Annotated in this window: 26 protein-coding genes; 3 read left to right on the top strand and 23 right to left on the bottom strand. The window is 40.7% G+C overall.

Going from position 1 to position 19,298, the window contains the following annotated elements; genetic code table 11:
• Positions 1-14: 14 nt before the first annotated feature.
• The 14 genes from N8O80_RS05235 to N8O80_RS05170 all read right to left on the bottom strand — a co-directional run bounded on the left by N8O80_RS05235 (position 15) and on the right by N8O80_RS05170 (position 8,747).
• Positions 15-314, bottom strand: a complete 300-nt coding sequence (locus N8O80_RS05235) for a YlxQ-related RNA-binding protein (RefSeq protein WP_001041390.1) — start codon at positions 312-314, stop codon at positions 15-17.
• Positions 307-600 (bottom strand): RNase P modulator RnpM, encoded by a 294-nt coding sequence (rnpM, locus tag N8O80_RS05230; RefSeq protein ID WP_000857560.1) that lies wholly within the window; start codon positions 598-600, stop codon positions 307-309. The genes N8O80_RS05235 and rnpM overlap by 8 nt, the downstream gene beginning before the upstream one ends.
• A 21-nt stretch (positions 601-621) precedes the next feature.
• Complete coding sequence (nusA, locus tag N8O80_RS05225; protein ID WP_000032285.1) at positions 622-1,758, bottom strand: transcription termination factor NusA; 1,137 nt, start codon at positions 1,756-1,758, stop codon at positions 622-624.
• 43 nt (positions 1,759-1,801) lie between these two features.
• A complete protein-coding gene (gene rimP, locus N8O80_RS05220) occupies positions 1,802-2,281 on the bottom strand; it encodes a ribosome maturation factor RimP (protein ID WP_000338691.1) in 480 nt (159 codons plus the stop codon).
• A 125-nt stretch (positions 2,282-2,406) separates the two neighbouring features.
• Complete coding sequence (gene trmB / locus N8O80_RS05215) at positions 2,407-3,042, bottom strand: tRNA (guanosine(46)-N7)-methyltransferase TrmB (RefSeq protein ID WP_001266094.1); 636 nt, start codon at positions 3,040-3,042, stop codon at positions 2,407-2,409.
• Positions 3,039-3,833, bottom strand: coding sequence for a cell cycle regulator CcrZ (ccrZ, locus tag N8O80_RS05210; RefSeq protein WP_000362999.1), 795 nt, complete (start codon positions 3,831-3,833; stop codon positions 3,039-3,041). Before ccrZ ends, trmB begins: the two co-directional genes overlap by 4 nt.
• A 162-nt stretch (positions 3,834-3,995) precedes the next feature.
• A complete protein-coding gene (locus tag N8O80_RS05205) occupies positions 3,996-4,607 on the bottom strand; it encodes a CPBP family intramembrane glutamic endopeptidase (RefSeq protein WP_084949965.1) in 612 nt (203 codons plus the stop codon).
• A 29-nt stretch (positions 4,608-4,636) separates the two neighbouring features.
• Positions 4,637-4,885 carry an immunity protein BlpZ gene (blpZ, locus tag N8O80_RS05200; protein WP_261027114.1) on the bottom strand — a complete coding sequence of 83 codons (249 nt, stop codon included), beginning with the start codon at positions 4,883-4,885 and terminating at the stop codon, positions 4,637-4,639.
• A 57-nt stretch (positions 4,886-4,942) separates the two neighbouring features.
• Positions 4,943-5,287, bottom strand: coding sequence for an immunity protein (locus N8O80_RS05195; protein WP_261027113.1), 345 nt, complete (start codon positions 5,285-5,287; stop codon positions 4,943-4,945).
• A 56-nt stretch (positions 5,288-5,343) separates the two neighbouring features.
• Entirely contained in the window at positions 5,344-5,508 is a 165-nt protein-coding gene (locus N8O80_RS05190) for a hypothetical protein (RefSeq protein WP_261027112.1), read from the bottom strand.
• A gap of 281 nt (positions 5,509-5,789) precedes the next feature.
• On the bottom strand, positions 5,790-5,909 hold the full coding sequence (locus N8O80_RS05185) for a PncF family bacteriocin immunity protein (RefSeq protein ID WP_261027111.1): 120 nt from the start codon (positions 5,907-5,909) through the stop codon (positions 5,790-5,792).
• 292 nt (positions 5,910-6,201) lie between these two features.
• On the bottom strand, positions 6,202-6,558 hold the full coding sequence (locus tag N8O80_RS05180) for a hypothetical protein (protein WP_042750192.1): 357 nt from the start codon (positions 6,556-6,558) through the stop codon (positions 6,202-6,204).
• Between the two features lie 88 nt (positions 6,559-6,646).
• On the bottom strand, positions 6,647-7,996 hold the full coding sequence (locus N8O80_RS05175; RefSeq protein ID WP_261027109.1) for a sensor histidine kinase: 1,350 nt from the start codon (positions 7,994-7,996) through the stop codon (positions 6,647-6,649).
• A 13-nt stretch (positions 7,997-8,009) separates the two neighbouring features.
• Positions 8,010-8,747 carry a response regulator transcription factor gene (locus N8O80_RS05170; protein ID WP_261027107.1) on the bottom strand — a complete coding sequence of 246 codons (738 nt, stop codon included), beginning with the start codon at positions 8,745-8,747 and terminating at the stop codon, positions 8,010-8,012.
• 295 nt (positions 8,748-9,042) lie between these two features.
• Between N8O80_RS05170 and N8O80_RS05165 the strand changes: the two genes are divergently transcribed.
• Positions 9,043-9,372 carry a helicase BlpT gene (locus tag N8O80_RS05165; protein ID WP_261027106.1) on the top strand — a complete coding sequence of 110 codons (330 nt, stop codon included), beginning with the start codon at positions 9,043-9,045 and terminating at the stop codon, positions 9,370-9,372.
• A gap of 61 nt (positions 9,373-9,433) precedes the next feature.
• Here N8O80_RS05165 and N8O80_RS05160 read toward each other — a convergent pair whose 3' ends face one another.
• On the bottom strand, positions 9,434-10,483 hold the full coding sequence (locus tag N8O80_RS05160; protein ID WP_261027104.1) for an ABC transporter permease: 1,050 nt from the start codon (positions 10,481-10,483) through the stop codon (positions 9,434-9,436).
• Positions 10,480-11,211, bottom strand: coding sequence for an ABC transporter ATP-binding protein (locus N8O80_RS05155; protein ID WP_000889954.1), 732 nt, complete (start codon positions 11,209-11,211; stop codon positions 10,480-10,482). The genes N8O80_RS05160 and N8O80_RS05155 overlap by 4 nt, the downstream gene beginning before the upstream one ends.
• Before the next feature lie 67 nt (positions 11,212-11,278).
• On the opposite strand from N8O80_RS05155, the gene N8O80_RS05150 reads away from it, so the two are divergent.
• Together N8O80_RS05150 and N8O80_RS05145 are read left to right on the top strand one after the other, a co-directional pair.
• Entirely contained in the window at positions 11,279-11,689 is a 411-nt protein-coding gene (locus N8O80_RS05150; RefSeq protein WP_049538866.1) for an HIT family protein, read from the top strand.
• 9 nt (positions 11,690-11,698) lie between these two features.
• Positions 11,699-11,986 (top strand): hypothetical protein, encoded by a 288-nt coding sequence (locus N8O80_RS05145; protein ID WP_084928138.1) that lies wholly within the window; start codon positions 11,699-11,701, stop codon positions 11,984-11,986.
• A gap of 339 nt (positions 11,987-12,325) precedes the next feature.
• Here the strand turns inward: N8O80_RS05145 and dnaJ are convergent, their stop codons facing one another.
• From dnaJ to N8O80_RS05110, 7 genes are all read right to left on the bottom strand, one after another.
• The gene (gene dnaJ, locus N8O80_RS05140; RefSeq protein ID WP_261027102.1) at positions 12,326-13,462 is read right to left on the bottom strand and encodes a molecular chaperone DnaJ; all 1,137 of its coding nucleotides are present in this window, start codon (positions 13,460-13,462) and stop codon (positions 12,326-12,328) included.
• A 566-nt stretch (positions 13,463-14,028) separates the two neighbouring features.
• On the bottom strand, positions 14,029-15,852 hold the full coding sequence (gene dnaK / locus N8O80_RS05135) for a molecular chaperone DnaK (RefSeq protein WP_000034667.1): 1,824 nt from the start codon (positions 15,850-15,852) through the stop codon (positions 14,029-14,031).
• Positions 15,853-16,104: 252 nt separating this feature from the next.
• Positions 16,105-16,629, bottom strand: a complete 525-nt coding sequence (gene grpE / locus N8O80_RS05130) for a nucleotide exchange factor GrpE (RefSeq protein WP_000046038.1) — start codon at positions 16,627-16,629, stop codon at positions 16,105-16,107.
• 26 nt (positions 16,630-16,655) lie between these two features.
• Positions 16,656-17,690 carry a heat-inducible transcriptional repressor HrcA gene (gene hrcA / locus N8O80_RS05125; RefSeq protein WP_000255759.1) on the bottom strand — a complete coding sequence of 345 codons (1,035 nt, stop codon included), beginning with the start codon at positions 17,688-17,690 and terminating at the stop codon, positions 16,656-16,658.
• Positions 17,691-17,850: 160 nt separating this feature from the next.
• Entirely contained in the window at positions 17,851-18,363 is a 513-nt protein-coding gene (locus N8O80_RS05120) for a DUF2812 domain-containing protein (RefSeq protein WP_261027101.1), read from the bottom strand.
• A gap of 34 nt (positions 18,364-18,397) precedes the next feature.
• Complete coding sequence (locus tag N8O80_RS09730) at positions 18,398-18,973, bottom strand: DUF2812 domain-containing protein (protein WP_314732578.1); 576 nt, start codon at positions 18,971-18,973, stop codon at positions 18,398-18,400.
• Complete coding sequence (locus N8O80_RS05110) at positions 18,973-19,293, bottom strand: PadR family transcriptional regulator (RefSeq protein ID WP_049510185.1); 321 nt, start codon at positions 19,291-19,293, stop codon at positions 18,973-18,975. The genes N8O80_RS09730 and N8O80_RS05110 overlap by 1 nt, the downstream gene beginning before the upstream one ends.
• Positions 19,294-19,298 lie beyond the last annotated feature (5 nt).

Genomic DNA, 19,298 nt, shown 5'->3' with positions numbered 1-19,298 from the left:
CATGTCCTCCTCTTCTATTCCATAAGAGACCTCATTTTCTTTGTAAATCCAGCATCTGTCACAGCCAAAACCTTTCTCGATTTCCCGACTGCTATGCTTAATTCCAGTGTTGAAAACACGGTTACAATTTCTACTTGATAATAATGACTTTTATCTTGAATCTTCTTGGTCAGATTGGGGCCAGCATCATGGGCTAGAAAGACCAACTTGGCCTTGCCGTCTTGAATGGCCTTGACGACCAATTCTTCACCCGATATGATTCGGCCTGCTCGCTGAGCGAGTCCCAAGAGATTGCTTATCTTTTGCTTATTCAAGTCCTAACTCTCTTCTTTTCACTTTGTGATCCACATAAGCGATCAACTCGTCATAAAAGCTTTCTTCAACTTCCATATTAAAGCTGCGGTTAAAGACCTTCTTCTTTTTCGCCTCTAGGGCCTCTGCATTGTCTAGCTTGATATAAGCGCCGCGGCCATTGGCCTTTCCTGTCGGATCGATAAAGACTTGTCCTTCCTTGTTCTTGACAATGCGGAGCAAATCACGCTTATCAATCACTTCATTGGACACAACAGACTTGCGCAAAGGGATTTTTCTCGTTTTCATCTTTCCCTCCTCTAGCAGCTTTTATTCTTCTACAGTATCGTTTTCTGCTTCCAAATCTACCGAACCAGCTTCTTCCATAGCTTCAAATTCGCTAGCAGACTTGATATCGATACGGTAACCAGTCAAGTGGGCTGCCAAGCGAACGTTTTGCCCACGACGACCAATAGCAAGAGAAAGTTTGTTATCAGGAACAACCACCAAGGCACGTTTGCTGTCGTTTTCATCAAAGATAACTTGGTCAACCTCAGCAGGAGCGATGGCATTGTATATAAATTCAGCTGGATCTGCTACCCACTCGATAACGTCGATGTTTTCTTCGATTGGCACCATACGGTCACTCTTGGCATCATAACGAGCTGGGTGGAATTTGCTGGTAATCTTCTTGATATTAGCACCACCACGTCCAACGATTGTACCGATAGCATCCACGTTTGGATTATGACTGCGAACGGCAACCTTCGTACGGTCACCAGCTTCACGAGCCACGCTCATGATTTCAACAGTTCCATCATAAACTTCTGGAATTTCTTGCTCCATCAAACGTTTGATCATTTCTGGATGGCTACGGCTAACAAAGACGTTGACACCGCGAGGGTTGTCTTCTACCTTGTAGACATAGACTTCGATACGATCATGAGAAGCAAAAACTTCACCAGGAATTTGGTCTTGTTTTGACAATTGGGCTTCGATGCTGCCGAGGTTGACATAGATAAAGCGGTTGTCAAAGCGTTCTACAGTACCAGACATGATTTCTTGCTCATGTTCTTTGTAAGTATTGTAAGTGATGGCACGTGTTTGCTTGCGCATTTTTTCCATGATGGTTTGTTTGGCAGATTGAGCTGCTACACGACCAAACTCAGCAGGTGCTTCTTCAAACTTGATTTTGTCACCAAGCTCATAGGCTGAATTAATGGCAAGAGCATCTTTCAAGCTGATTTCCAAACGGCTATCAAATACTTCATCAACCACTTCACGGACAGTATAAACGGTAAAATCACCTGTTTTTTCGTTGAAGTCAATAGCTACGCTGTCTGATTGACCATAGCGTCTGCGATAAGCGGAACGAAGCGACTCTACTACTGCGTCGATGATGTCTTCTTTTTTGATTCCCTTGTCTTCTTCCAAAATGCGGAAGGCCTCTAGCATTTCTTTACTCATGTTTTCTTCACTTTTGAATCCTCAAAAGCTATCCTTTCTTTTTCTATAATTTAACTGCTAAACGTGCTTTTGATACTAAACTGTATGGAATTTGGACGGTTTTCTTACGCGTCTTGTCCATATATTCCATGGTCAACTCGTCCTCTTCAAAGGCCAACAGGGTTCCTTCAAAGACTTTTTGCTTATCGATGGCTTGGTAGAGCCCGACATGGATGTATTTCCCAACCGCTCCAGCTACGGCATCCTTGGTTTTCAAAGGACGTTCCAAGCCTGGACTGGTGATTTCTAGGAAATATTGTTCTGGGAAGGGATCTGGCTTGATGGTGTCTAGGACAGGACTGATAATTTCTGTCAAGTCTGCTGTGTCGTTCAAGGTAATTCCTTCAGGTTTATCTACAAAAATACTGAGAATCATGTCACTGCCAATCTTTCCATACTCGATATCCACGAGTTCGAAAGGTGCTTGGATGACAGGTTCTACAACTTCTCTGACTAATTCTACGATTGTTGCGATTGCGTCCACCTCCTCATAAGCAAGAGGCGAAGATATTTCCCCGCCTCTCTTTTCATATTCTTACTCTTAGTATAGCACGTTTGCCAGCTTATGTAAAGCAAAAGCACTTATACAGCCTGATTTCAGGCTATTTCTTAAAATTCTGCCTCAACACGGTAGATAACTTGCCCCTTGTTGGAGAATTTTTGCTCGTATTCTGTCATGACATTGCCTTCAAAATCACTGGCATGTAAATCAAGCCAGACACCATTGAGCTTCATGCCATACTGAGAAAAGCTCACTAAACTGTACTCAAACAAGCCACGATTATCCGTCTTGAAATGAATTTCTCCATTTTCAGGCAAGATACGTTTGAAGGTATCCAAGAAGGTCTTGTAGGTCAAACGACGCTTTTCATGGCGTTTTTTAGGCCAAGGATCTGAAAAGTTCAGATACAAACGATCAATCTCACCGTCTTCAAAGTAGTCAGTCAAGTCAGAACCATCTACCCACAAGAGCTTGATATTAGGCACTCCAACTTCAAGCACCTTGTCCAAAGCGTAGCTCAAAACAGACTTTTGAATATCAATCCCGATATAGTTGATGTCAGGGTTTTGCTTGGCCATACCCGAAACAAAGGCACCCTTTCCACTTCCAACTTCCACATGAATGGGATTATCATTACCAAACAAGTCCCGCCATTTTCCCTTGGCTTCCAAGGGATTGAGGACCACATACTGGGGATTTGCCTCTAGTAATTCTGTCGCCCCTTTACGATTTCTAACTCTCATCTTCTCTTTCCATACTTGTCTCGGAAGTGGCGCAAGCCATGAATCTCCCGATTGACATTTTCTAAATCTTGGTTCATATAATACTTGGAAATCTGGCTCAAATAAGACAATTGACCGTACCAATACAATTTATTTAATACCGTTTGATTGTACTTGTAACCGTAGTAGGTCAACCATTCCTTCCACTGATGTTCTGGAATATAATGGCAGAGCATATGGGCCACATCAAACATGCGGTCGGTCAAGCGAACCGAATCCCAATCCACCAAATAAATCAAGCCACTATCTGTCTCAATCCAATTACTATGTCGTACATCTCCATGGACAATGGTCGCATGGTCCTCTCTAAATCCTGGAATAGTCTGACGTAAATCAGCCATCACTTCACTGATAAAATGATTTTTACGCAAAGCATCTGGAGCCGTTTCTTGCCAAGACTGCAGTAAATCTACAGGTGTTTCCATGGCATATCCCAAACGACTCAACTGTGTCATCAACGGACGTGAGCGATGAAGACGGGTTAAAATATTGACGATTTGTTTACGATTCATATCATAGGGGGTCAATATCTTGCCTGTCAACCATTCTTGAGCACACATATCACGCCCATCTGCCAAACGGCGACTCCATAATAATTGTGGAGCAATTTGTTCTCTAGCTAGACCAGGTAGGATTGGAGAGGTGTTCATTTTTACAAAGATGCGCTTCCCATCAGGATAGCTACCCATATAAGCCTTGCCACTTTTCCCAGGTATGGGAGTCAGTGTTAGCTCATTATCACCCAAATCCATTTCTTTCCTCCGTATAAAGTTTCCTTACTATTCTACTAGTTTTTGGCCTATTCGTCAACCGCTCCACGCCCGATTCTCAAAGAAAAGCATCTCAATCGGCTCAGGCTATCATTATAACTTGAAAAAGGTAAGCACCGTCTTCTGCTTACCTTTTCATGATTTTTATAAATAATATAAGAGTGGCCAAGCATTGTAAAACATGTGAACTAGAGTAGAAACCCATAGGTTTTGGCTCTTTTTATAAGCAAAGCCCAGTAACAAGCCCCCAAGTAGATAAAAAATAAACGAAGGGACATTAGAAGGTCCATGCATAAAAGAAAAGAGAGAGGAAGTCAGTACAATCCCTAACCAAGAATTGTCAAAAACCGCACCTTGAAGAAGTCCTCTGAAAATGAGTTCCTCCTGGATGGGTCCAAAAACTGAGGAAGTCAAAATCAAAGACAGGGAAATTCCTCTGCTGACTTCCGCCAAGTGTTGAACTCCTGCGCCAGAAGAAACAGCGAAGAAATGAATATAAACTAGCGTCTCAAGAACGCTTAGAAAAAAGATTGCAATGAAAAGCAAAAGTTGTTTCTTGCTTAACATCCCAAAAGAAACCATTTCAAACTTTCTAGCATAAGTAACACTCAGCGATGTTACAAGAAGACTTACAATAATCAATTCAGATTCATTTTGAAAAAAGTCCCCATGGTTAATCGTATAAGGAACTGTAATGACGATTAGTAGTACTAAAAATCCAAAACAAAAGGCATGAAATTTATCAAAAAACTTCATAAAATTATCCTCCTCACCAAACAGACTTCCTACACGTCATTCTTTAGTTCTAGCCTTTCCAAAACAAACCATTTTAGTAACCAAAATCCGATCACATAACCCCACCCTAAGAAGATAACCATTAAAGCCAGCATGGAATTTAGGGAATTAAAGACCACCACAGATACAAAGGTTAGCACAAAAACATTAAAAGCAATGGTGTCAGAAGCCAAGACCAGAATATAAGGTGTCAACCGGTCTAAGGTTTTGGAATCTAGGAAAAATAAGTGTTTATACATGATAACCTCCTCTTGTCAGACTATAGACCAGTCCCAGATTAATAAGAAAGCTCTTTCCTACTTTTTATAATACTTCAAACCCCAAATGAGCAAAAGCATGATAAGCAAGCATAGAATAGCACCAATATAAGCGATTAGTTGTTGATAGGATTCTCCTGCTGTGATCCCTCTATACAAACAGATAATAGACATAAAGCCTGTCAAGCCAATATACATGAGTTGATTGGTTCTAGGACTAACCAAATCATCATCTTCAAACTCTCTTATCCTCATCTCCCTAGTGAGGTAAACAGTAACCAAAATAGAAGCTAAGTTAATAACCACTAAAAGAAATTGGAAAACTAAGGAAAAATTTAAAAACTGACGAGATAGAAATAGATAAGTGGAGACAAGTAAGGGCAACTAACCTAGGAACAATCTTGCAAGAAAGATGTTCCGTTTTTTAGCAAGAAAAGTTTTCATTTCTTTTCTCCTTTCTTTTTCATTAAAGCAAAATAGATCATAACTGCAATCACATAGGCTATGGTATAAAATAGATGATACCAAGCACTTTCCCTAAGCGGATATAGAAAGATGGACATGATTAGATACAAGATGAAAATGACAAGTATTTTTTTCTTCATGAGATTTTCTCCTAAATGTTTGTTGAGCTAGAACCTTTACACTGCTAGTATAGCACTCATTTTGACCTTGGATTACTCAAATCATAAATGGTCATCAAAACATCTTAAATTGTAAAAAATTTAAAAAAGCAAGCATGAAAAACATACTTACCCTTTACACCATATTGATACCAACTTAATTTGTAGATTTTTTATCCTGCTATCACATATCATTTTGACAGGCGAAACAATATTAAAGAAACTCCCCTGTAGATTAAACTAGCGATAAAAAATCTTTTTATCTAATTACATTTATCTTTATTCTTCTTTGGAGATTTTAAAAATTTTTCCCTAATTAAAGAAGTAATAAAAGAAACAAACATACTAACAACAAAACCAATAAGAAAACTTTTGAAATCCATAATTACCTCCAAGTACAGCTCCCCTACTTACAAGTTCAAGCCTTTAAGCAACCATAATAGCCAATTGTAACATTGTTTTTGCATTCACGAGGAATACCTCTTTTTATTTTCGTCCTATTGCAATCTTAACAATGTTAGTATACTACTATATTTTAAAATTTTCTATCCAAATCACAAATGGTCATCAAAACATCTTGAATTGTTAAAAAATTTAAAAAAGCAAGCATGAAAAACATACTTGCCCTGGGGGAACTTGACAATGTGAAAATACAAAATAGAAAACTACTCACCCTCACTTCCGTATGTTCTCATATATTCTCATAATCGCAACAAGGATAGCAGCTGTCCCACTTGCCAAAGCGATAAGGGTAATGATAATGTTGAGGATTTCAGGCGTACTCCCTATTCTGTTGATAAGACGGAGTAGGGAAATAACTGTCAACTGAATCAGGAGTATTGATTCTACTCTTACCAATGAAGTCAGTCGGTTTTCAACCGCATATAAAAAAGCTGGTAATAAAACACAGGCTATAGCAATCACAAACAGGTTGCTCCCTGTTTCTTCTCCCTTGTTCACCACGGAAATCATGAGAAGATTTGATGCTATAATCAACGTAGAACAGATGATAAAAAAGGATTTCTTATTCATTTATGATACCTCAGATACTCTGGTAAAAGTCAGGCTCGATAAAGACAAACTTTGTCTGTTAACTTCTACCAATTTTTTCACAAATTTTCTAATGACCAACCGGCAGCAAGTGAACCGTTAAAACCTGACGAAAGACTTGATTTTGACAGGTGGTATTGAGACTTGTATTGGGATGACTTTCCACAATTTTCATGACGGTATAGAGACCAACTCCTCTCTCCTCCCCTTTTGAACTTGCTCCAAAGGAGAAGATTTCAGAAATATCGATGCTCTCTTCTTTGATGGAGTTTTCAATGATAAAGGTCTCCTGTACTCCATTTTTTAAAAAAGCAATTGAAACATGAGGTTGACTGGCCTCTGAACTGGCTTCAATAGCATTGTCACAAAGGATAGACACAATAGTCAGAAAATCAAGCAGGCTCATCCCCTCTACCTGAATCTCCTCTGGAACTTCGACATTAAAGACAATGTCCTTATCTCTGGCTTTTAGAAATTTTCCCGCGAGGAGACTTTTGAGGGCACGGTCCCGAACATTTACCAATCGTCCAAGGTCATATTTATTGTCCTGCAATTTTTGACTGGAATCCTTTAAGACGGAGTCGTAGACCTCTTTTATCTGCTCCATGTCCTCCTCTTCAATGCCCAGACGTAAGCTGGTTAAGAGGTTAGTGTAGTCATGGCGAAAGCTCCGGACTTCCTTGTAAAGTTCCTCTATATGCCGACTATAGCGTTCCATATCTCTGTAGCGCAAGGCCTGCTCTTGGTCCAATCTCTCATGGAGTTTGTCCTTCAAATAGGTATCCAATTTCTTGATAACCCCCATAAAAAAGAGCAAGTAAAACACTAGGATGAGATGGCGAACAGTCGTTGATTGAATACCTTGTTCATATTCAAAGAAAGACAGACTTTGCATCACTAGATAGTAAGCCCCCATTATCCAGTTAATCTTAGTCAGGGACTTTTGAAAAGCTTTATCTAGAATCTCCTTTCTCAAGTTAGTGAAATCATAGTCCAACCATTTCAAAAAGACTAAAACTATGAAGCAAACGAATATCGTCATCAATAGAAAGACAGGATTGCTATCTTTATCTACAATTTCTTGTCCCAAAAATGGAAGCACAAAATAGAAGACCCCTCTATAAAAGAGATTCACCAATATCATTGGAAAGAGACCATAAAAGAAGAGGAGTTTTTTAGGAAGCCCTCTTAACAGTAAGAGAGACAAACCTATACCGTACAAGGGTTCCATAAAATAAAATAGGAAACTATCTCCTACCATATAGCCAATCATTAAAAAAACAAAGGCCAACAGTATCTTAAAAAGAAAGGCTTTAAAAATCCTCTCAAAAGTGAGACTAATTCCATCCACCTTAAAGAAAATGACAATTTCTAGTCCATGAGTAACAAGTGTATACAATAATATCCAAGTAATATTCATAAACTCTCCTAGCTCAATGCAAGTTATTGATAGCCTCAGACACTTCCCTGACCTTATAACGCGCGATCAGACAGCTTCCACCATTGGGAAAGTAAAGCAGTTTTTCTTTCTTATCCAAACGAACTACATTGGCAGGATTGATGAGAAAAGAGCGGTGACATTGCAAGAGACGGGGTTCCTGCTTGAAAACCTCCTCTAAACTCGCTGTAAATTCCAGCCTGTCTGTCTTGGTATAGAGAATAACACGATGGGCTCTGGGCGACGTTTCGAGATAGTAGACCTCTTTAAAAGGATACTGGAATTGGGCAAATTTTGATTTAAAGTAAAAGCAATCTTCCGCCAGACTTTTACTGTCTTGACTATTGGCATAGAGAAGGGCTGTCTCGATCCGAGATTCAAACTCCTCTGCCGAAAGGGCCTTATCAATGTAGTCCAAAGCAGACACTTGGTAACGAAAGGACAGGGGCATAAACTCCGAGTGAGTCGTCACAAAGACGATTAAGGCATACGGATCCCGATCCCGAATCTTTCTAGCCACTTCTAAGCCTTTCATCTCCTCATTTCGAATCTCAATATCCAAAAAGAATAGCTGATGCGCTCCCTTCTCATGCACCTCTGCCAGCAGTTGGTCTGGCTTGCCAAAGACCTCAAAAGAGCCGGGAATGATATGGTGTTCCTTCAAGAGTTTCTCAATGGTCGTTTCAATTCTAGTCTGCTGGGAAAAATCATCTTCTAAAACAAATATTCTCATCTTCTTACTCTCCTTGTTTCGATTTCTTCCTAAAAAGAGAATAGCAAAAATACTATGATACAAGCCCACCAAATCCTAAACAGGCCTTTAACGCTCCTGAAAGGTGTCTTGTTCCTCAAATAAGCATGATAATCTTACCACTATTTTATCATAAAATCTTAACAGTACCATTCAGGAAATTTCAAGAACAATTAGAGATTTGATGGTGAAAAAGGAGATAAAAGTGATAAACTGACAGTATCAAAACACAGTTGCTAGAAACAAGACTAGCACCCAGATTAAAGGAGGAATTCTCATGACAGATACAGACCCTATCAAAAGAGCTCAGGCTTTGATTACTGACTTAAATAAAGCCTACCAATCATGCAAGCAGGCAACCGCTGACGACGTCCGCTTTCAGGATCAACTAAACTCTATTCTTGGTTTCCTAGCCAAGACTGAGACAGTGGATAATCGAGTCTTGATTGAACTGGAAAAATTTTACCAGACTTCCAGTCTTCTCATGGGACTCAGCGCCCTCGATCCAGACGCTCCTACTCGCGCCGCTTGGCGGGCCTATGACCGCTTTCACTTTGACCAAGTCAAGACCAAGTTGAACCTCTATGGGCCAACCATTATCTTGTAGAAAATAAAAGAAGTTGAGATAAACTGAACTCAACTTCTTTTTTAATATCATATAAGCAATGTTAGTCCTGTATCTGACGTTTTACCTGATAAGGCAAATACAAGACTAGTAAAACCAAACCAGCTCCCAGTAAGGCTAGAAGGGCTATTTTTTCTTGGAAGGTAATCAATCCAACAACTAATTCCACTGCTAAGACCAAACTGGTCAACCCTCGGACTACCGCCTGCAAGCCTTTTTCCTTTTGCCCCTTATCTAGTGGAAAAAGTTGGGTCAAATACTGGTAGTCAAAGGCATGATAGAGGGCCAGCAACTGGAAGAGTAAGAGGTAGTTAAAGAGAACCACCACTGCTGTCGCAATCCAAGCTTGCTCGATAAAGACCTGCGCCAGTATGGAAAGCAAGAGCAGACGGAGACTGAGGGCAAAGAGGCCTCCATTTCGCAGATAAGAACGCAGATAGAGATTTTGCCAAATCTTCCCAGGCACCTTCTGAACAGCCTTTAGGATAAAGTCTAGATAGCCACGACGCTTGACGCTGTTTGAAATTCCCTTGACCTGCGTAAAGAGGGCAAAGAAACGAAGCAAAACTTGCTTACGCTTGCTTTCTTGGGAAATAACATAGTCCCAGTCCAGTCTATTTTCAGTAAAAAATTTGCTGGCCTTTTGACGAAAGAGGAAATATTTACCTACTCCCAATAAAAGTACATAGACCAGAAAAAAAGGCAAGCCATAGCCCATTGCTAAAAATAAAGGCGCAAGCAAAAGCAAGAAAAGGGTCTGAACAAAGAGCCAAAAGACTAGGGACATGCCAGTTTGACACTTGAGATGGAGCTTGATTTCCTCTTCTCCGACCAAGAGAAAGAGCTTGTCTGGAGCCTCCATATAGGTGGCAATTCCTCCCCAAAGCAAAAGTAAAACAGAGGTAATTCCTACAAACAAAAGGATAGGCCAATGATTTTCAGGAAAATGTTGCAAGAGTTGACTGTACTGGTAGGCTAAAAAGCCTAGCAAGACAAGCAGGAACAAGACAAAGTGGTCATTGAGAACGTAGCGCAAATAACCAAGACACTCCTTACGAAAAGCCTGCTTTCTCTTTAAAAACAAGTCTTTCATAGCTCCTCCTCTTTGGTCAGAGCCAAGTAGATATCATTCAAACTAGCCTCAGGCATGTCAAAGGCTTCGCGCAGTTGCAGGAGATTTCCCTTGGCACGCACCTCACCCTTGTGGAGAATAACAAAGGCATCACACATCTTCTCTGCTGAATCCAGCACGTGGGTACTCATGAGAATAGACTTACCCTTTTGCTTTTCCACTTCCAAAAGCTGAATCAAGTCCGCAATAGCCAGCGGATCAAGACCAAGGAAAGGCTCATCCACGATGAAAAGACTTGGATCCACCACAAAAGCACAGATAATCATGACCTTCTGCTTCATCCCTTTTGAAAAATGAACAGGGAACCAGTCCAATTTCTGGTCCAGTCGGAACATTTTTAACAAAGGCTCTACTCGATCAAAAGCCACTTTTTGCTCAATACCATACGCCATAGCAACCGTTTCGATATGCTCTCTAAGGGTCAATTCCTCATACAGACTAGGTGTCTCAGGAATGTAGCCAATCTGCTTGCGGTAGCTCGTTGCATCTTCTTGCAGGGTCAAGCCATTGATATTGATAGAACCACTATAAGGTGTCAACAGACCGATAATCTCATTAATAGTCGTCGATTTACCAGCACCATTGAGACCAATCAAACCGACCAGCTGCCCACTTTCAACAGTAAAGGACACATCTTTCAAAACAGGAACATGAACATAGCCACCTGTCAGGTTTTTTATTTCTAACATATTTTCTCCAAATCTGGTATAATGTAGCTATATTATATCAAAATTCAATACAGTAGAGGTAGATTTTATGTCAGATTGCATTTTTTGTAAAATCATCGCAGGGGAAATTCCTGCTTCAAAAGTATATGAAGATGAGCAGGTTCTTGCCTTTCTTGATATCTCTCAAGTGACACCAGGGCACACCTTGGTCGTACCAAAAGAACACTATCGCAATCTTTTGGAAATGGACGCTACTAGCGCCAGCCAACTCTTTGCCCAAGTACCAACAGTGGCTCAAAAAGTCATGAAAGCTACTAAGGCTGCTGGTATGAATATCATTGCTAACTGTGAAGAAGTCGCAGGGCAAACTGTCTTTCATACCCACGTTCACCTCGTGCCTCGCTACAGTGCGGACGATGACCTCAAGATTGATTTTATCGCCCACGAACCAGACTTTGACAAACTTGCTCAAGTCGCTGAAACCATCAAAAACGCCTAAGGAGTTGCTATGAAATTATCCAATCTACTGCTATTTGCAGGAGCTGCAGCTGGAAGTTATCTGGTCACAAAAAATCGTCAAACCATCACAGATGAAGTCTTGAATACCACTGACCGCGTTCAAGCTATCAAGGACGATGTGGATATTATCCAAAACAGCCTCCAAATCATCGACCAGCAAAAAGAACTTATCAAGGAATACCAAGAAGACCTCACTTACAAGTTTAAGGTCTTGGAAAAGGATATCCAGACTAGACTAGCTGTTATCAAAGAAACACAGGAAATGGAAGATAAGTAAAAAGAGCCAATTGGCTCTTTTTAGTTTATAGATTTTTTAAGACTTTCCTTAAGTAATGACGGACGGTAGCGACCTTCTTCGAAGTTCCATACCTAAACTTTGAGCCTAGGTCTCAAAGTTTCCGAACACCTGAAATCAAACGGTTTCAGGTGTTTTCATTACGGCGGAAAGTCTGGGAAAGTATTTGATTTATACTCAATGAAAATCAAAGAGCAAACTAAGAAACTAGCCGCAGCTTGCTCAAACACTGTTTTGAGGTTGTAGATAAGACTGACAAAGTCAGTCACATATATACGGCAAGACGACGTTGACACGGTTTGAAGAGATTTTCGAAGAGTATTATTCTCCTTCAAAGGCATCTTTAATATGGTCAAAGAAGCCCTTTTTCTTTGGATTGACTTTCAAATCACCAGCAGCTGCGAATTCTTTCAAGGCTGCTTTTTGACGGTCGTTCAAGCCTGTCGGTGTTACGACATTAACGGTAACATATTGGTCACCAACTGCACCACCACGAAGGCTCGGAGCTCCCTTGCCACGTAGACGGAATTTCTTACCAGTCTGAGTTCCCTCTGGGATAACCAATTCCACATCACCGTGAACAGTCGGGATATCAACTGTATCACCAAGAGCCACTTGGACAAAGTTGAGGTTGAGATTGTAGAAGATAGTGGTTCCTTCACGTTCAAACTTGTCGCTGGCTTCCACAGAAACCACTACATACAAGTCACCATAAGGTCCACCGTTAAATCCAGCTTCACCTTGACCAGCTAGGCGAATTTGTTGACCAGTTTCCACACCAGCAGGAATTTTGACATGTACGCTATGGGCTTGTTTTTCATGCCCTGTTCCGTGACATGTTGTACATGGATCTTTGATTTCTTTTCCACGACCGTGACAGACATCACAGGTTACTTGACGACGCATCATACCAAGCGGAGTCTGCGTATCGACGTTAATGACACCAGCACCATGACAGCGTCCACAAGTGACTGGACTTGTTCCTGGTTTAGCACCTGAGCCATTACATGTACTACAACTTGCTTCACGATTATACTTAACTTCTTTTTCAGTTCCAAAAATAGCTTCTTCAAAGGTCAAGTCCACACGATACTGGAGGTCATCCCCTTGACGAGGAGCATTTGGATTGCGCGAAGCACCGCCTCCGCCGAAGAAACTTGAGAAGATATCTTCAAAACCACCGAAGCCTCCTGCCCCATCGAAACCGCCGAAACCACCAGCTCCACCAAAACCACCATTGGCACCCGCAGCACCATATTGGTCATAGGCAGCACGTTTTTGGTCGTCACTCAAAGTCTCATAGGCTTCTTGAACTTCCTTGTACTTTTCCTCAGCACCAGGCTCCTTGTTGATATCTGGGTGGTATTTTTTCGAAAGCTTACGATAAGCCTTTTTGATTTCGTCTGCCGAAGCGTTTTTTGACACCCCCAGACGATCATAAAATTCAGTATTGTTCATACAAGATACCAAGACCGTAAAATTCGACTGAAAAATAGGAAATCTGACGCTGGAGCGATGCTCCTAGACAGATTTATCTTTTTTCCTAGAATTTAGGTCGGGTTCAATTCCTTTCTTTTATATTGAGTCAGAAATTTTGGAACCCGTGTTCAATTCCCTGAACACCTTTGTTCCTTTCTATTGTTATTGTGAATCAAACCTCGATTTAGGTCGGGTTCAATTCCTGTATTTCATATTGATGAGACAAACCCCAAATAAATCAGGTTTAGGCCTTTTTTATCGAAAAACAGAGGCTGGGTTGCAACCTCTGGATTTCTTCTTAACATTCTTGACGAGTTAGGCTTAACTGAGTTTCGGCTAAAAACTTCGGAAAAAAGATAAGCCATCTTCTGTGCATCGCACAAGGCGATGGCTTCCTATTTTTCTTTCGTTTTCTTAACGCCTCAACATCTTACCGAATCGAGCACGCCCTAACCTCTTGGCGAAAAAGACAAATCTTTCTAGAAACTAAAGTTTCTGCGTCAGATTTCCTATTTTCACTGTGAGGTTTTAACAGGCTTTGCACCTTACTTTTCCGTAAACTCTCCGTCTACAACGTCATCTCCTGCGTTTCCTGTTGCTTGTGCGCCTTCTGCTCCTGCTTGAGCTTGTTGGGCTGCTGCAGCTTGTTCGTAGAGTTTAACAGCAAGTCCTTGAGCTTTTTCATTCAATGCTTCAAGTTTTGCTTTCATTTCGTCCAAGTTGTTGTCTTCTTGAGCTTTCTTAAGATCATCAAGGGCAGCTTGGGCAGCGTCACGTTCTGCGTCAAAACCTTTTCCTTCAGTTTCCTTGATAGTCTTTTCAGTCGCGAAGATAGCTTGGTCTACTTCGTTACGAAGGTCAACTTCTTCTTTACGTTTCTTATCTGCTTCAGCGTTTGCTTCTGCATCTTTCATCATGCGGTCGATTTCTTCGTCAGTCAAACCTGAGTTAGATTGGATCACAATTGTTTGTTCTTTTTGAGTTCCAAGATCTTTAGCCTTAACAGACACGATACCGTTCTTGTCGATATCAAATGTTACTTCGATTTGTGGGATACCACGAGGTGCAGCTGGGATATCTGTCAATTGGAAACGTCCAAGAGTCTTGTTATCTGCTGCCATTGGGCGTTCACCTTGAAGAACGTGGATATCAACGGCTGGTTGGTTGTCTGCTGCAGTTGAGAAGACTTGTGATTTAGATGTTGGAATAGTAGTGTTGCGATCGATAAGTTTTGTAAATACTCCACCCATTGTTTCGATACCAAGTGACAATGGTGTTACGTCAAGAAGGACAACGTCTTTAACATCACCAGTAATCACACCACCTTGGATGGCAGCACCCATAGCAACTACTTCATCAGGGTTTACTGATTTGTTTGGTTCTTTACCAGTTTCAGCCTTAACAGCTTCAACAACGGCAGGGATACGAGTTGAACCACCAACAAGGATAACTTCGTCGATTTCTGACAAGCTCAAACCTGCATCAGAAAGGGCTTGACGAACTGGAACTTTTGTACGTTCTACAAGGTCACGAGTCAAATCGTCAAATTTTGCACGAGTCAAAGTCATTTCCAAGTGAAGAGGTCCAGCTTCACCAGCAGTGATAAATGGCAAGCTGATTTGAGTTGAAGTTACACCAGAAAGGTCTTTCTTAGCTTTTTCAGCTGCATCTTTCAAACGTTGCATTGCCATCTTGTCAGTAGACAAGTCAATACCGTTTTCTTTCTTGAATTCTGCTACCAAGTGGTCGATAATTTTTTGGTCAAAGTCATCACCACCGAGTTTGTTGTCCCCTGCAGTTGACAATACGTCGAAGACACCGTCACCCAATTCAAGGATAGAGACGTCGAATGTACCACCACCAAGGTCAAATACCAAGATTTTTTCTTCTTTGTCAGTCTTGTCCAAACCATAAGCAAGAGCTGCTGCAGTTGGTTCGTTGACGATACGTTCTACTTCAAGACCAGCGATTTTACCAGCGTCTTTTGTGGCTTGACGTTGAGCGTCGTTGAAGTAAGCAGGAACTGTGATAACTGCTTTGGTTACTTTTTCACCAAGGTAGTCTTCAGCATAACCTTTCAAGTATTGAAGAATCATAGCTGAGATTTCTTGTGGAGTGTATTCTTTTCCGTTAGCAGAAACTTTTTCAGAAGTTCCCATTTTAGATTTGATAGAGATAACTGTATCTGGATTTGTAACTGCTTGACGTTTTGCAGCATCACCAACGATGATTTCACCGTTTTTGAATGAGACTACAGATGGAGTTGTACGGTTTCCTTCTGGGTTTGCGATGATTTTGCTTTCAGTTCCTTCAAGAACTGCAACTGCTGAGTTTGTTGTACCTAAGTCAATACCGATAATTTTAGACATGTGTTTTTCTCCTTAAATTTTATATTCTATTTTTCTTTTTGATACTCTTCTTAAGTGGCGGCGCCGTCAGAGCTTGACTTCGTCAATCTCTTTGACTAAACTTTGAGCCTAAGGTCTAAAAGTTTGCGCAAATAGCGCCACGGCGAAGAGTATCGTCTTTGGTTCGCTTCGCTCACTATTGCAAAGCCAAATATATTTTATCTTTCTTCATAGTTTATTGTCGTTTCGGACAAGTTTTTTAAGTTCTCTAGCCTAGTTGTACACCACTACCATAGCTGGGCGTAGGATGCGGTCATGGAGTTTGTAGCCTTTTTGGAAAACTTGAGCGATGGTATCTGCTGGGTGTTCATCGTCTGCTGGAAGAGTTTGGATGGCCATATGATAGTTATGGTCAAATTCACCGTCAGCTGCGATTTCTTCGATTCCTTCTTCTTTCAAAGCGTGAATCAAGCTTTCTTGCACCATTTCCAAGCCCTTCTTCACATCATCTGTCAAACCTTCAACTGCGAGTGCACGCTCAAGGTTGTCCAAAGAAGGGAGAATCGCTTTTGCCAAGTCCTGGCTACGATAACGTTGCAAATTTTGACGCTCTTCATTGGCACGGCGTTGGATATTTTGCATTTCTGCATGAGCGCGAAGATATTTATTTTCGAACTCATCTGCACGTTCATTTGCCAAGTCCAATTCAGACTTCTCAGGAGTTGTTTCTTCTACCGTTTCCACAACTTCCTCTTCTTGAACTTCTTCTACTTCTTCATTTTTTATATCTTGGGCCATTTTCGCCTCCTTTAATGATTTCAATCTTAATGTACTTCGTAATGATTACTGCTGAGGTAGCGGTAAAAATCTGTCAACTTCATGGTCAAAACACGATTGACTACATTGACTTGGTTGATTAATTGCTGATAATCCAGATTAACTGGACCGATAATGGCTAGAATTCCAACTCCCCGATAAGGAATGAGGAACTTGCTACTAATCACCGCTAGGTCGGCTAGACAGGACTCTTGACTGTCTGCAACACGAACGTTTTGCATCTGATCTTCACGCAGACCCTCACGAATCTCCAGAGCCACCTTTTGCGGTTGGTCAAAGAACTGATAAGCTGCCAGATTGGCAAAATTCAAGAGATTGACTTTGCCCGCCACCACAATGTTTTCGTTGAACATTTCCTTAAAGATATGTTCAAAGAGATCGATAACATTGTCCGTTGTTGTAAAGTAACGCTGGATAATCTGCGGAATCTCCGTCCGAATCTTGTAGTGAATATCTAGAACGGTGTGGCCGAGGAAACGTTCCTGAATGATGCTCTTCAGCTTCAGCAAATCCTCCTGCAAGAAGTTCCTTGGAATCAGAAACTGACTGGTAACCGTTCGAGACTCGTCTAGGGTGAATACCGCCAAGGCTGTATGTTGCCCCAAAACAACGATATCAAAGGCTGTCAAACGTTGCCTGCTCGGCTCAACATCCAGTGCTACTACCGTACAGCCACTCAAGTCTGTCAGCAGGTTAGCAGCCTCTTGCAGAATATCCTCCAATTTGAAGAATTCCTGATCAAAGGCTTTGACAATCTCATATACCTCATTTTCAGCTAGTCGGTCAAAATCCAGTGAGTGTTTCACATAGTACTGAAAACCAGCAACACTTGGCATCCGACCACTTGAAGTATGGGCCTTCTCAAGCAACCCTTGCTTTTCTAGAGCCGCCATGTCATTACGAATGGTTGCACTGCTAGAGTTAATAGACTCTTGCAAGGCTTTGGATCCGACAGGTTCGTGCGTTTTGGTAAAGATGTCAATAATCAGATTTAAAATATCCTGCTGACGCTCTGTAACCACCTCATCACTCCTCTCTGTCTGATCGATTAGCACTCGATACACTCAAGTGCTAACTTATGATTCTATTATACACCCTTAAAAGAGAATGTCAAGACAAAAACTCAAAAAATTAGCACTCTTTTGCCAAGAGTGCTAAAAATCAGTCTAAAGACCTAGAACCTTACTGTTTATCTACTCGGTATGCCCTTTTAAGCCTTAAATAGCCATGAATTAAATAAGAAATCATAAAGGCATATAAAAGAAAAATAACGAAGAAAGACATAGAAAGTTCTTCTTTAAATAAACTTATACAAACAACCAAACCACCTAAGAAAGTAGCTGCACATGAACGAAATCTATATCGCATAACTTCCCATCTGAGCCCCTTACTCATATAGACTTGATCCTCTGGAAGTATATTAGAAGCCGGTTTACGAAAAATTGAATAAAAACCTCTTTCTATCAATTCCCAACCTCTATCTCTAAAATCTTGCAGTTCATGCTTATATTTTTTAAGAAATCTAGAATCATAGATACAGTAGATGACATCGTCTGGTTGACATTGTTCAAAATAGAACAAACCAAAACGACTCCTTCTATATCTCCAACCCTTCAAATGCATCTCATGTAAATATTCTTCTTCCTTGTCCAAATCAACAATGGTGAAAATCCGAAATTCTACTCTGCTATTCATTGTCTTACCCCAAAATTAGAAAACATGCCTGATTTTATTTATTAGATAATTCTTTCCACTTTTGACTCAATCTCCAAAAAATATAAGAAATCTGAATCGCATGGACTATCAATAAAACACCATCTATTATAACAATCAAAAACATTTCCCAACTGAAAGAACTACCTCCAGTGACAACCTTTGAGAAAACCGGTAGTAGAGCTAAAAAGAGAAGCAAAATAGGAAGCATCCGCCTCGTTAAAATCCGTTTGACCATAGCTAACTTCCCGGCCGCGTCATTATAAATTTCAAACTCGGCATCCGACTCAATTCCAGAATGAAGCTTTCTAAAGTAGGAAAACCCATTAAAGTCTGTAATATGCTCCCAGCCACAGTCTTTAAATAATTGTAAATAGGAGGCTCTCTCTGATTTTTTCATAGGATAAAAGTCCAACTGATAAGACACCTGCTCCGGTTGACACTTTTCAAAAGTATACTTAACCGCAACTACTAAGTTAGAGTAGGTCACTTCCTTAAGTTTCCAGCCCTCAGCATGCATTTTTCTAAGATATAAAGCCTCTCTATCATAATCCGCAATTGTAAAAATTCGATAAACAACCTTCTTTTCCATCATCTTTCCTCCAGACTGTTCCTATAGAGCCGTTCAATACGTTTCAATTCAATATCTAAGACTTTTCGTCCCAAGTCTGTGATCTGATAGATTTTCCGTTTTTCCTCTTCACGGACAAAGGAAATCAAACCATCCTTTTCCATTTTTGACAAGGTTCCATACATAGTCCCAGGACTAATCGAAACTTGCGAATCTGTCATCTCCTTGACCTTTTGCGTAATACTGTACCCATGACCTTCCTTTTGCAGACAGAACAAGATATAAAAACCCGTTTCCGTCATCGGAAGATAAACTCGACGAATCTTATCCGTTAATTCCATTTATA

The organism is Streptococcus mitis (genome assembly GCF_946190155.1).
GTDB lineage: Bacteria > Bacillota > Bacilli > Lactobacillales > Streptococcaceae > Streptococcus > Streptococcus mitis_CL.
The sequence above is the reverse complement of the archived record's forward strand: the minus strand, read 5'-3'. Positions and strand labels throughout refer to the sequence as shown.

Bases quoted from the DNA above. Each gene is read 5' to 3' on its own strand.
- N8O80_RS05160 (WP_261027104.1), bottom strand. From the start codon at position 10,483: ATGAAAGACTTGTTTTTAAAGAGAAAGCAGGCTTTTCGTAAGGAGTGT.
- N8O80_RS05165 (WP_261027106.1), top strand. From the start codon at position 9,043: ATGACAGATACAGACCCTATCAAAAGAGCTCAGGCTTTGATTACTGAC.
- rnpM (WP_000857560.1), bottom strand. From the start codon at position 600: ATGAAAACGAGAAAAATCCCTTTGCGCAAGTCTGTTGTGTCCAATGAA.
- dnaJ (WP_261027102.1), bottom strand. From the start codon at position 13,462: ATGAACAATACTGAATTTTATGATCGTCTGGGGGTGTCAAAAAACGCT.
- N8O80_RS05190 (WP_261027112.1), bottom strand. From the start codon at position 5,508: ATGAAGAAAAAAATACTTGTCATTTTCATCTTGTATCTAATCATGTCC.
- N8O80_RS05205 (WP_084949965.1), bottom strand. From the start codon at position 4,607: ATGAAGTTTTTTGATAAATTTCATGCCTTTTGTTTTGGATTTTTAGTA.
- blpZ (WP_261027114.1), bottom strand. From the start codon at position 4,885: ATGTATAAACACTTATTTTTCCTAGATTCCAAAACCTTAGACCGGTTG.
- N8O80_RS05120 (WP_261027101.1), bottom strand. From the start codon at position 18,363: ATGAATAGCAGAGTAGAATTTCGGATTTTCACCATTGTTGATTTGGAC.
- N8O80_RS05110 (WP_049510185.1), bottom strand. From the start codon at position 19,293: ATGGAATTAACGGATAAGATTCGTCGAGTTTATCTTCCGATGACGGAA.
- ccrZ (WP_000362999.1), bottom strand. From the start codon at position 3,833: ATGGATTTGGGTGATAATGAGCTAACACTGACTCCCATACCTGGGAAA.
- trmB (WP_001266094.1), bottom strand. From the start codon at position 3,042: ATGAGAGTTAGAAATCGTAAAGGGGCGACAGAATTACTAGAGGCAAAT.
- grpE (WP_000046038.1), bottom strand. From the start codon at position 16,629: ATGGCCCAAGATATAAAAAATGAAGAAGTAGAAGAAGTTCAAGAAGAG.
- N8O80_RS05155 (WP_000889954.1), bottom strand. From the start codon at position 11,211: ATGTTAGAAATAAAAAACCTGACAGGTGGCTATGTTCATGTTCCTGTT.
- N8O80_RS05170 (WP_261027107.1), bottom strand. From the start codon at position 8,747: ATGAGAATATTTGTTTTAGAAGATGATTTTTCCCAGCAGACTAGAATT.
- N8O80_RS05175 (WP_261027109.1), bottom strand. From the start codon at position 7,996: ATGAATATTACTTGGATATTATTGTATACACTTGTTACTCATGGACTA.
- N8O80_RS05185 (WP_261027111.1), bottom strand. From the start codon at position 5,909: ATGGATTTCAAAAGTTTTCTTATTGGTTTTGTTGTTAGTATGTTTGTT.
- dnaK (WP_000034667.1), bottom strand. From the start codon at position 15,852: ATGTCTAAAATTATCGGTATTGACTTAGGTACAACAAACTCAGCAGTT.
- N8O80_RS05180 (WP_042750192.1), bottom strand. From the start codon at position 6,558: ATGAATAAGAAATCCTTTTTTATCATCTGTTCTACGTTGATTATAGCA.
- N8O80_RS05150 (WP_049538866.1), top strand. From the start codon at position 11,279: ATGTCAGATTGCATTTTTTGTAAAATCATCGCAGGGGAAATTCCTGCT.
- nusA (WP_000032285.1), bottom strand. From the start codon at position 1,758: ATGAGTAAAGAAATGCTAGAGGCCTTCCGCATTTTGGAAGAAGACAAG.
- N8O80_RS09730 (WP_314732578.1), bottom strand. From the start codon at position 18,973: ATGGAAAAGAAGGTTGTTTATCGAATTTTTACAATTGCGGATTATGAT.
- N8O80_RS05145 (WP_084928138.1), top strand. From the start codon at position 11,699: ATGAAATTATCCAATCTACTGCTATTTGCAGGAGCTGCAGCTGGAAGT.